The sequence below is a fragment of the Paenibacillus sp. J2TS4 genome, assembly GCF_018403245.1.
Classification (GTDB): domain Bacteria; phylum Bacillota; class Bacilli; order Paenibacillales; family NBRC-103111; genus Paenibacillus_L.
This window is the reverse complement of sequence record NZ_BOSH01000024.1, coordinates 34002-45851: the sequence shown is the minus strand read 5'-3', so window position 1 is coordinate 45851 and position 11850 is coordinate 34002. Positions and strand designations below refer to the sequence as shown.

The 11850-nt window shown below is 40.7% G+C and carries 11 protein-coding genes; 8 read left to right on the top strand and 3 right to left on the bottom strand.

Features of this window, described 5'->3' with window-relative positions:
• Window positions 1-273 precede the first annotated feature (273 nt).
• On the top strand, window positions 274-699 hold the full coding sequence (locus KJS69_RS28340; RefSeq protein ID WP_213587479.1) for an NUDIX hydrolase: 426 nt from the start codon (window positions 274-276) through the stop codon (window positions 697-699).
• Window positions 700-949: 250 nt separating this feature from the next.
• On the opposite strand, the gene KJS69_RS28330 is transcribed toward KJS69_RS28340, so the two are convergent.
• The gene (locus KJS69_RS28330) at window positions 950-2266 is read right to left on the bottom strand and encodes an IS110 family RNA-guided transposase (protein ID WP_249730744.1); all 1317 of its coding nucleotides are present in this window, start codon (window positions 2264-2266) and stop codon (window positions 950-952) included.
• 817 nt (window positions 2267-3083) lie between these two features.
• Here KJS69_RS28330 and KJS69_RS28325 point away from each other — a divergent pair.
• Window positions 3084-3974, top strand: a complete 891-nt coding sequence (locus KJS69_RS28325; RefSeq protein WP_213587477.1) for a GNAT family N-acetyltransferase — start codon at window positions 3084-3086, stop codon at window positions 3972-3974.
• Between the two features lie 682 nt (window positions 3975-4656).
• On the opposite strand, the gene KJS69_RS28320 is transcribed toward KJS69_RS28325, so the two are convergent.
• Window positions 4657-5304 carry a histidine phosphatase family protein gene (locus KJS69_RS28320; RefSeq protein ID WP_213587475.1) on the bottom strand — a complete coding sequence of 216 codons (648 nt, stop codon included), beginning with the start codon at window positions 5302-5304 and terminating at the stop codon, window positions 4657-4659.
• Window positions 5305-5366: 62 nt separating this feature from the next.
• Window positions 5367-5972: a DUF2087 domain-containing protein gene (locus KJS69_RS28315; RefSeq protein WP_213587473.1), complete on the bottom strand. Its 606-nt coding sequence runs from the start codon at window positions 5970-5972 to the stop codon at window positions 5367-5369.
• A 1054-nt stretch (window positions 5973-7026) separates the two neighbouring features.
• Between KJS69_RS28315 and KJS69_RS30395 the strand changes: the two genes are divergently transcribed.
• From KJS69_RS30395 to KJS69_RS30390, 6 genes are all read left to right on the top strand, one after another.
• The gene (locus KJS69_RS30395) at window positions 7027-7314 is read left to right on the top strand and encodes a GNAT family N-acetyltransferase (protein ID WP_213587487.1); all 288 of its coding nucleotides are present in this window, start codon (window positions 7027-7029) and stop codon (window positions 7312-7314) included.
• 184 nt (window positions 7315-7498) lie between these two features.
• Entirely contained in the window at window positions 7499-8476 is a 978-nt protein-coding gene (locus KJS69_RS28305; RefSeq protein WP_213587471.1) for a phosphotransferase enzyme family protein, read from the top strand.
• A 108-nt stretch (window positions 8477-8584) separates the two neighbouring features.
• Window positions 8585-9241, top strand: coding sequence for an isochorismatase family protein (locus tag KJS69_RS28300; protein WP_213587469.1), 657 nt, complete (start codon window positions 8585-8587; stop codon window positions 9239-9241).
• Between the two features lie 204 nt (window positions 9242-9445).
• On the top strand, window positions 9446-10423 hold the full coding sequence (locus KJS69_RS28295; protein ID WP_213587467.1) for a phosphotransferase enzyme family protein: 978 nt from the start codon (window positions 9446-9448) through the stop codon (window positions 10421-10423).
• A gap of 89 nt (window positions 10424-10512) precedes the next feature.
• Window positions 10513-11088, top strand: coding sequence for a GNAT family N-acetyltransferase (locus KJS69_RS28290; RefSeq protein ID WP_213587465.1), 576 nt, complete (start codon window positions 10513-10515; stop codon window positions 11086-11088).
• Between the two features lie 133 nt (window positions 11089-11221).
• The gene (locus KJS69_RS30390) at window positions 11222-11443 is read left to right on the top strand and encodes a VOC family protein (protein WP_213587485.1); all 222 of its coding nucleotides are present in this window, start codon (window positions 11222-11224) and stop codon (window positions 11441-11443) included.
• The last annotated feature ends 407 nt before the right edge of the window (window positions 11444-11850 follow it).

Sequence of the window (11850 nt, the reverse complement as noted above, 5' to 3'; positions counted from 1 at the left end):
CATCGATAATTTTCTCCACCACATAGATCTTCTTCAGTTCTGCTCTGCTCAATGTAATCTTCTCCTGTCCCATAGTGACATTATCTCAGAACAGTTATGGGATGACATTATCACAGCACAATAACACCCTCGGAAAAGGGTCTTGGCTCTAGATCACGAATATGATATATTACCAAAAATTGCTTAAACCGTTTTTAAGCTCACGGGCAGTATATAGTAATGGGGAATTATGGAAAACCGGTTTTGTTAATTTAAAAAGGGGAGGACGATGAAGTGGCTCCAAAACATATAGTTTCTGCGGCAACCATTGTAGTTAATGAGCGTAACGAAATATTATTGATAAAAGGACCTAGACGAGGATGGGAAATGCCAGGAGGGCAGGTTGAAGAAGGCGAATCATTGAAAGATGCAGCGATAAGGGAAACAAAGGAAGAGAGCGGTATAGATATAGAAGTGACCAAGTTTTGTGGTATTTTTCAAAATGTAAGTGCTAGTATTTGTAACACTTTATTTTTAGGCAGACCCGTCGGAGGAGAATTAACCACTACCCCTGAGTCTTTAGAAGTAGGATTTTTTCCAATCGAAACAGCATTAGAGATGGTAAACTGGGGAAATTTCAAGCAAAGAATTGAGTTTTGCTTGAATGAAGAACTTCATCCTTTTTATGTTGAATTTTCCATTCCGCTTAAGGATTGCTAGGGTTTCATTTCCGCGAGGAAAAGAGGGTGCTCCCGGTGGCGAAATGGGATAACATGCTGTCCATGCTTTGGATGCTGATCCGGAAGGAAGCTTACTGCTGCGCAGATCGCGGGCAGCTTGGAGATCAGCGTCCGAACCGTGTACCGGTATATCGACGCATTATGCGCCAGCGGCGTGCCGGTCGTCGCGGAATCAGGCTATGACGGCGGCATTCGCATTCTGGAAAGCTTCAAGGAGACGCCGTTGTTCTTCAGCTCCGTAGAGCTGAAGGCGCTTGTGGATGCTTGGTTGCCAGCCCCCACTCCAAATCGTAAATGTACCTTTTTTGTCGGATCACCTCCTGAGGTTCGTAGAGTCGGTTGGTTCGCAGCAGATAATCGACCAACCGCACCAATTTACGAGCTGTAAGCGCAAGTGCACGTTTTTCGGCGTATTTGGCCGGCTCCGCTTTCTTGAGGCTGTAGTACTGTGCAAATACCGTGTCGTGCACCTGGACACTCTTTGCGGCTTCAGTGAAGTAGTACTTCAAGTAGCGATTGCCGGACTTAATAAGCCGAGATTCAACGCCTTTAAAGTCACCGGATTGGTTTTCCGTCCAAGCGAGGCCCGCGTACTTCGCAAGCGCCATTTGGTTCGGAAACCGCTGAATGTCGCCAATTTCAGAGATAAGGCCTGCAGCGAAAATCGTAGCGATTCCCGGTACGGATGTGAGCGTCTGTGGAATTGTAGCCAGATGCTCTTCAATGGCTTTCTTCAGCGAATTCGCTTGTTCCTGTAGTGAGCGAATGATCCGGATGTTGGAGGCCATCGCTAGGTTCACGGCATCAGACATCGCCTTGGGCAAGCGGTAGGAAGAACGTGCGGCCTTCTGCAAAGCCTGTGCGACTTCCTGCGGATTCTCAAAGCGGTTTTTGCCGTAATCGACGACAAAGGCCATCAGATCATCGACGGACATGTTCACGATGTCTTCGACGCTGGTAAACTCCTGAATAACCGCCAAGCTGGTTGCCGATGTCGTCTTGCTGAAAGGCCCGGTCGAATAGCTGCTGAACTTCAAAAATAAATTGGTCAGCAGGAAATTCGTCTCCCGTGTCAAAGTCTGTACGACGTGGTAACGAGTTCTCGTGAGGCGCTGCAAAGCTGCGAGGGATTCGCTCCACGTGAAGGCACGGGGTAGATGACCGGATCGGAGCTTAGCGGCGATGAACCAGGCGTCTACCCTATCGTTTTTTGGGGCATCAAGAAAGTGTGTCTTCTTAAATGCTTTGATGAGACTAGGGTTAAAGACGTAGACACTGTGCTCATAGGGCGCGAAACAGAGCACGCACTCGAGGTATCGTGCGAGATGGCTAGAATAACAGCCGGTCGCTTCGAGACCAAAGCGTATGTGCGTCAGCTCGTGCTTTTGCATAAGTGACAAGATCCGTTCCTGCAGGTTCCTGACACCAGGCTCGTCATTACTCACGGTAAAGCGACTTAGTGATTTGGCGCTGTCGCCTTCTGGAAGGCAACAGACAACGTTGTTCTTACTGCTTACGTCGATCCCGACAAATAAGATATGTGGCATGGAATCACCTCCTTTCGTACTGAACTCGGTATCTACGGTCCTGGGATGTCCTTGGGATTCTCTCCGCTAACAGCCTTGCGAGCTATAGGTATACACCGCGGCCCATCGGTGCACGTACCTTCCTCTGCTATGCGAAAGGGATGGCGACGCGCGGGATACAGTCAGCGTGTAGGAAAAGACGGAAGAGGCCAAGGGAACACTCTCTAGTGGAAGAAACCGAAAACTCAGTTCAACAGGAGGTAGAGGAACATTCCCGTCGGTAGCACCTATTGGCATTTTCCCAAAGACATTCCAAGATCGTAAACACCTAAATTATTTCGTCCTGCCGGGCTCCCGTGCTTCGCTTGGGCTACGCCCTCCCGGAGGTTATACTATTTAGTTTTCAAAGAGCTATAAAATCAAAAGAGCAATTTCCAATTCACTAAAGAATCGGTAACTGCTCTTAGCATACAAGGAGGGGAAAGTGTGAAGCTGACAGACGACCATTCCATCATTGACCTAACTAGGCGGCTTTTAATTAGTCGAAATGCTGACGAATTTTACAAAATAGACAGGTACAAATACAACAAAAACGCGACCACTCAAGTCGCGTTTTTAATATGTAAAGTGATTTTTTGCATAAGTTAATACAACCTAGGTGTCCTTGCCATCCATAATATTATTATAAACGACAGAAAATTATAAGTCTATACTTTATCCAGAATTTCCCGTATTTTTATAAGGACCGATTATCTAAAGGGAAGGAGTCTCAGATCAGATTATTGTCCTTGAAAATAAGATGGATAAACTCAAAATCAGAACAAAAGGGAGTATGCCAGTGGAAAATCTGATAATAGAACCCTACAAACCCGAAAGGGATAAAGCCGCGATCAGAGCCTTGTTGTGTGGAAATGAGCCGTTTGACGAAATGTTTCAAAAAAGCGAAAGAATGTTCTCTGGCGGTCTATTTGTTGCTCGGTACAACGGCGTAACCGCAGCTTTTCTCTCCATTGATGGTTTTAAAAGAAAAGCGGAGACAACAATATTTGTTAGCAAGGAGTACAGAAGAAGGGGTATTGGAACCGCACTTATTAGAAAGGCAGATCAAATGCTTTCCCAAAACGAGGCAGTAGAACGTTCGGCGGGTGCATGTTTAGGCGGCGACCGTTCCTCGCTGCAATTTTTATATAAGAATGGTTATTATATAAGTTATTCATCTTACATCATGGAGCGTGAAGGAGAACCTCTTCCTGAAAGTCATATATCTGTCAGGCCATACGAAGATGATGATTATGTAATATGTCATAACATTTGGGAAATAGCTTTTTACCAGATGCATGAAAGCGTGGGTATTCTTCCGTCTTACTATTATCCTCCTAACGAAACGGAGCGGAAAAGATTTGCGGAAGACAGGAACAATAGATTCGTGATGCTTATCGACGGTGAAATAGTGGCAGTCGGAATTATTGACGGTTGTGAACTAAGTCATGTATCCGTTCGCCCGGATCTTCAATTGCGTGGATACGGCAGAGCTTTTGTCTCATTTCTTGTGAATGAAATTCTGCGCCGCGGTGAAAAAATTGTGAAGCTCGGGGTTGTCCAAGGCAATCCAGCAAAAAAATTGTATGAGAGTCTTGGTTTCAAAGAAAAATCATTAAACCATTGGCTTACAAAATATTATAGACCGGACACTCGATTGAGCAGACCGCCACATGAGGATATTTCATAAGATTATTCGTTGAACTAACAGCGAGCAGGTAGTTGAATAAAACCAGGAGCAGATCGCCGCGGTAACTGCTCCTTATTATTTTTAGCTAGAGGATGGGATGGTGGCTTCTATAATAACAATTATTCCAAGTCAGTTTGCCAGTGTCAGAATAGTTCAATAATTTGGGGGTGATATTCCATGGATTATACGAAGTGTTTTAAGGAAGTCTTACTGCAATATTCTTTTATCGACCCCATCGTGGAATTTATTCGCCATAATGAAAACATTACTTACAAGGTAATTCACCCCGTCATTGTTTGTTTCCTACGAAGTGATTTAATACCGCCCTTCGGTTGTTGTACTCATCATTAGAACAAGAACAGTTCTAATTCCAATGATGAGTCGTAGAATAAGTACCCGGAGGGTAATCTATTGTCTTAAAGGGTATTGTAATGTCGTCATATTGCTTAGAATTGAAAGGAATAGGAGTAGCATTCCATACTTATTTTGGTTGTTCAAACCATACCGCCAATTTGTTCTGAAATTCCACCCTCTGTGAGTCTTCGAATTTGAGAAACGGGTCAAAATCGCTCCAAACATCTAACTCAAACCAATCTACTGGTGAAAATACTACACTATTTTTTTCGCAATAAGGGAAAATCCAGTCATAGTATATTATCCTCCGCCTCTCCCCAGAAACTTGTCAGATGGATTTATAAGTTTTAGTATCATTCACGTTCGCCGTATGGTGTTTTAAATGTTCAACTGATGCAAAGTCGGTAATTTTAAACTTTCCGCTCTCATAAATTAGTGTTGTTATTGAACACTCGGGAACCAACTTGCTTTGTACTGCAACGAAATTTGGATGCCAAACATCCAATTGGTTCTTGGGCAATGTATTAACCAGAAAATCAGTTATTAATCCTCCATGCGTAACAATTACTATATTACTATGAACCGGGTGTTTCTTTGCTAATTCTGTTAATAAAGAAGATAAACGTACACCTACTTGCTTTGCTGAATCTCCTACGGGTGGTTTATACTCGGGTTCACATGTACACCGCTCCCACATTGCAACAAACTCATCGAAAGTTTGTCCCGGAAGGTCCCCCCAATTAGCACGTTCTCGTAAACGACTATTTACATTAATTGTTGATTTCGTCTCTAATGCAATGTAGTCGGCGGTTTCTTTCGCTCTTCGAAGTGGACTTGAGAATATCGCCGTTATTGGAAAATCATGAAAATATCTAGCTGTCAATTGTGCTTGTTGCACACCAATACTGGTTATTGGGACATCCCCAATTGCCTTTGCTTTTATAGCATGCCTTACAAGAAAGAAAGTCGTACTCATTTACCTGACCTCCACAATTTTTATCATGAGTGACTGTAACACCCCTCAAATACCATTTAAGTTTACGTTAATACATCCCACCTTGCCCACATTTCAGGTGGGTTTAACTCGTAGATTTGGTTTTCTCTGAACATGAATTGGTGCATAATAAATTCTCTGCGTATTGTAGCGAAATCATCATGAAAATTCATAATGAACTCATTGATTTCCTTTTCAGTGTATTTACGTCCTTTATCTAACCGGGAAATAAGGTTTTCTAATACGATTAACTTTTTCTTAAGTTGTACTGGCAGATGCCTAAGTTTTCCTTCCGATGTGAAGAAGTTCTTAATAACTGATTCTTTAAGTCGCTTGTTCTTATCGTCCATACCTTCTACACCCCCTAATAATTTCGTGTTTTTGTAGATTAAATCCACAGAAGCAGTAGCATTACTTTTTATGAAATAGTGATTTAAAGAAAAAAAGATAGTATTTTTATCCCTTCTCTCATTAATCAAGCTCGCCTCACGTAATTTTGTAGCGTGATGTGTAATCGTAGCAGGGGAGACACCGAGTTTTTCTGCTAAAACCTGACCATTAAGTTCTCCTTCAGCAAGCAATATTAAAATCTTGACTCTTGTTGGATCTGCAAGTGCTTTGTGATAGTTGACCACCTTATCCAATTGCATGGTTTTTTCACCACCAAATTTAATTTAATGAATATCTAATTTAATGAATATCTAATTCGATAATATTCTAATTTAGTGTGAAAAGCAACTCTTTAGTCTAGGGAACCCCCACCACATATAAAGAGCAATGTCAGTACGCAAATCAAATCAGCCGTTTCTTCAATTTGCGTACGATGATGATTATTATGCCGGAAGGATTAAAGCCGAAGGCTATGAACCGTTTAGCTGATACTCTTGAAGCTCAAATTAGCGAAACGAAACAAACCATTTTATACATTGAGCGAGATATGGAGAAAATTTGAAGCACAGTAATCCTTAATAAGGAAATCATCATTGAAGCCCTGACTAACTTTGACAACTTGTTTGAAGAAGCGACTAACGAAGAAAAAAAGGCATTACTTCGAGCGTTGATTAAGGAAATCCATATGGAATCTGACCGTAAGAGCATTAAAAAAATCGTCTTCTTGTTTTCAGAAGACGATGGATTGGCTCAAGCTGCTTTACCAGTGAGTGAGGAGCGGAGAACCGTATCACAAGTGACGGCGAAAGATTTCATGAGAGGAATAACAGTTCACCTTCATGTTTACAAAATATTCCTACACTAATATACTGATTACAAATGCGACGAAGAAGACAAGTAGGTCCGGGAATGCCGTTGGCGAATATATTCCACATGAAGAATGGGTGGTTCATTTTAGCAGAACGCTGTTCTGGACCCGGGAGCAAATGGTTGAAAAACTTTTAGACGCTTTGATAGCGGGGATCATATTAGCTGTTAGTATGAAGACTGCTCATTGTTCGTTTTTTCAGCTACAAACTCCAGGATAATAACCGATTAACAACTTGGGGATGAATTTTACATTCTTGAATATGATGAGTACTAAAAATACAACAAAAACGCGACCACTCAAGTCGCGTTTTTAATATGTAAAGTGATTTTTGGCATAAGTTAATACAACCTAGGTGTCCTTGCCACTCATAATATTATTATAAATGAAAGAAATTTATAAGTCTATACTTTATCCAGAATTTCCCTTATTTTTATTAAGGACCGATTATCAAAAGGGAAGGAGTCTCCGATCGGATTATTGTCCTTGAACATGTAGTCGTCCGCCCGGATCTTCAAGGACGTGGATACGGCAGAGCTTTTGTTTCATTTCTTGTCAATGAAATGATCCGCCGCGGCGAAAAAATGGTGAAGCTCGGAGTTGTCAAAGGCAATCCTGCGAAAAAATTGTATGAGCGTCTTGGTTTTAAAGAAAAGTCTTTATACCATTGGGTAACAAAATATTATAAACCGGACACCCGATTGAGCAGACCGCCGCATGAGGATATTTCATAGATTACACGTTGAATTAACGGCTAGCAGATAGTTGAACAAAGCAAGGAGCAGATCTCCGCGGTAACTGCTCCTTAGTTTTTTAGGCTGGAGGGTGGTTTTGTGGCTTATATAATAACAACTATTCCCGATAAGTTTGTCAGTGTCAGAATAGGCTGTTCAATAAACTCAGGGGGATTGATATTCCATGGATTATACGAAGTGTTTTAAGGAAGTTATACTGAAATATTCTTTTATCGACCCTATCGTGGAATTTATTCGTCATAATGAAAACATTACATACAAGGTAACAGAAAAGGGATCTGAAGATACTTACTTGTTGCGAATGCATAAACCAATAACAAAAAACATGCAGGGAGTACAAAACATGCGTGAGGCGATTCAATCGGAACTAGAATATTTGTTAGCTTGGTCATCTCATTCCGAATTCCCTGTTCAAATCCCTGTTCCGAATCTAAACGGTGAACTAGTGACAAGCGTTGTCATTGAAGGCGAAGAAGTGCATTGTTCCGTCTTGAAATGGATTGTCGGGGATACCCTGTCCAAGAGAGATTTCACCAGTGAGGAAATAGTTAGTACCTTGGGGAAGCGTATTGCATCCTTACATCAGTTTTCGCGGAGTTTTAAACCAGGTTCAAGTTTTATAAGACCCGAATATGGGATAGCGTGGGTAAATACCATGTTGACTCAATTGCGTTCAGGCGAAAAAATGGGGATTATCGCCACCGAGGAATTTCAAATTCTTGAAAATGTATTTTCGCTGGTAACCGATCGTATGATAGGGTTGAGCAAAAGTTTCGAGACATGGGGATTCATCCATGCCGACATTCACTATAGCAACTTAATCCGCACATCAAGGGGAATTTCATTCATCGACCTCGGATTATCGGGGTTTGGATATTACACAATGGACGTCGCTATGGGTGCCCTATTTACTAAAGGAGAATTGCGAGATGCTCTACTTTCCGGCTACACGAAAATCAATTCAAGAAAAATAGACATTGAACAGCTTGAGAGCTTCATGTTTTTGGCGATATGTGGATACTACGCATTTCTGGTAAGTAGAAATGATAAGCATGTGTGGATACGTGAACATATGCCAGGTTTGATTGAACACCTTTGCAAGCCCCTCCTAAATGGCAAAACGGTTTTTTACAATATTTGATTCGCTCGAAAGCAATTCTGAATTAAGACTTCATGGCATGCTTAGGGAGAAATGGATCCATGATTTTTGGATGATATGCGTTCTATAAAAAGAATGTGGAGGTTGGGGATGAGAAACTCTCTTACAGAATTTAAATTACCCGTAAGAAAATACAATGCCGATCCAGAATTAAGTATTGAAATCGACGCGGAAACAACAGCTTTTCTTTTAGTGGATTGTGATGAATCATCAGCGGTTAATCAAATTGTAGGGAACCAGATCCATTCAGCGCTTAAAATCGCCAGGGAATCGGGAATGAAGATTGTGTATTTATTCAATGCTGTTCATGGTGTAGGAGGATTGAAAGATGTAACAACACGAATTCACGGATTAGACTACCTAGAGAATAGTTGGAAGCCACTAACACCTAAATTCAATAGCCTGATCCAGCCGCTCGAAAATGAAGCTGTTATTCCAAAATCACATAAAGATGGATTTAACGGAACAGTGCTCGATTATTATTTAAAGACATGGAATATAGATACGATAATCGCTGTCGGTTTCCATATCAAATCATGTTTATTCCATACCTGTATGGGTGCTCGGCATAATAATTATCGTGTTGTAATGTTGAGAGATTGTACCGATTCAAAAGAGTTTCCAGATACGGTCGATCCTGAAAATCCTGAAGGCGGATGGTTGAGGTTTGTATTTTTAAGAATTTATGAAACCGACATTGGTTATACTTCGACTTCGATTGACTTGATGAAAGCTTCATTAGCATAATGGCAAACGATAATAAAATCAGCAGAAGGCCGCCGATGACTTCGACGGCTTTTTTGTATGATATGAAAGCCCGATAAAAGGGATTGCCCTTTAGTTGCAATGCTAACTGGCAGGACAATTTAATTAAAGACGTTTTTTATTGACCGCAATCAATTGATTTCGATTAGAATAAGGTCACATTACCTTTAGGGTGTGAGGAATAATATGGATAACCAGATTAAACAGTTATTCACTCGAGATATATTGAGACAAGCCGCGGAACGTTATGGTATACGCGGAGACTCAATGATCGATTTAAATGGGTTTCAAAACTTCGTTTATTCTGGCTTGGTCGGAGACCGTGAAGTTATTCTAAGAATTGCCCATATCACACATCGGAATGAAACATTAACGAAAGCGGAATTAGATTTTATCATGTTTTTGGCGGAGTCTGGTGTAAAAGTTACTAGACCGATTCCGTCTTTAACCGGTGATCTTGTTCATACAATTGACGATGCTTTTGTTGTGACAGCCTTTGAGAAAGCCCCTGGCAGAAATGCAAAAATTGCCGAGGAGAGCAATACTTTTTATGAGAATATAGGTCAATTGGTTGGAAAAATACATAAGCTTTCACTTCACTATACCCCCCAACATTTACGCTATGAATGGAATGACAATGCTTTATTAGCTTCATTTAAAAACTATTGTCCGTCAGAATTATATAACAGTTTCGACCGTTTAATTGGGGAAGTTAGCGCTCTTTCCAAGGATAAAGATACATACGGCCTTATTCATGGGGATGTCAGTTGCGGTAATTATCTAAATGATGGGGATAAGGCCCATATTATCGACTTTGACGAGGCGGAAAATAGCTGGTTTGTGTCTGATATTGCTACACCATTATTTTACGAAATCCCTATCCCGTGGGTTGTGGATGGAGAGGTAAGGAAGGAGATTACAAAGCGCTTTTTTTCCAACTTCTTAAACGGCTATTGTAAAGAAAATACGGTAAGTCAAGTATGGTTAAAGAAAATACCTTTATTCATCGATTTGAGACAAGCTAGAGTTTTATCCGCGCTATATAGAAGCAGAGATTTTAATGCTCCTGATTGGAGTGAATGGGATGAACAAGCTCGACGCTTCTATTATTTTAACTTACTGAATAACACACCATATATTGATATGGACTTTTCACGAATGTAAAATTGTTTATTCCGCTATCGGTACGATAGTTGAATCGCCAGAAAATGCCGAGCCCGCGAGAAACTACACAATTATCTTTGGAGGATATTATGCGAGATATAGATTACAGCAATTATTATTGGCAAGATGATAAAGTTAGATTGCGTGCAATCGAGGCCGAAGATTGGGAGAGTTGTTACATAAGCGGATTTGATACCCCTGCACGTCGTCTTTTAGAATGTGCTATTGAATTACCGCCTACAATTTCAGGGGCTAAAAAGTTCGCAGAGGAAAACGCTGACTTTTCTTCAACTAATGGACGAATAATGTTTACGATTGAAATTTTGAACGGAGAAAGTATAGGCGGTATCAATCTAAACAGTATCGACGAGAGAAATGGGACGTTTAGTATAGGGATAGTGATAGATAAAGAGCATCGTGGCAAGGGTTACGGTACAAGGGCTATGAAAATCCTCTTAAAATATGCTTTCTTGGAACGTAGACTCAATAAGTTCAATGACTATGTTCTTGAAGGAAATGAAGGTTCTGCCAGGATGATGCAAAAGCTTGGCTGCATTCAAGAAGGTGTACGTCGACAGGTGGTATATATAAACGGTCAATATTTAGATTTTATTTTGTTTGGGTTAACTAAGGATGAATTTATTGAGAAGCAAAACGAGATTTGAAATTAAACTTTAACGTGTAGGATTACGAATTGCATGCACCAAATCCTATGGAAAGAGATGCTTAAATAGATTTACCCAAATCATTTCATATGGAGGTAAAATAAATGCCTGTACTCATTGAGAAACTTGCTCAATTTCGATTACCGTTCATAATCTCGAAAGCGCTATTGCCTTCTATCGTGATACGCTGGGTTTAAATCTTCAATTTTGTACGGATACAATGGCATTTTTCGATTTAAACGGAATGACCATCATGTTATCTATACCAGAGAGTTTAGAATTTGACCATCCGAGTTCGGTTAACAATGTGTTAAGCATTTATAAGTCGAGTCCCCAAATGATTGTTCAACTCTAACGGGGAACGATAGTTCAATAAACTGCTCCCATTCGCAGGCAGTTATTCTTGTGGTCAAAAATTCAAGATAAGGATAACAGATCGTACAATAAAAATCACCGGAATCGTACAGGGGATTGATGATTTTTGGCTGACTACAAAAATGAAACTCAAGTCAATAATGACTATGAACTGGCATATAGTAAATTATTGGAAATATAAAATAGATGGTTCAGCAAAGCTTGACCGACACCTATAATGATGGTGTCTTAAATTTTTTCGCCGATAGACCCGTTCTCATATCTATAAACCTCCTGAACAAGAAAAGAGCCCCTCGAAAAGAGGCTAAGCACTAGTCTCACGAATATGATAGATGCCTAAAAGTTTGCTTAAAGCTGGTTTGGCCTAGGTGAAACGAATTAATATAT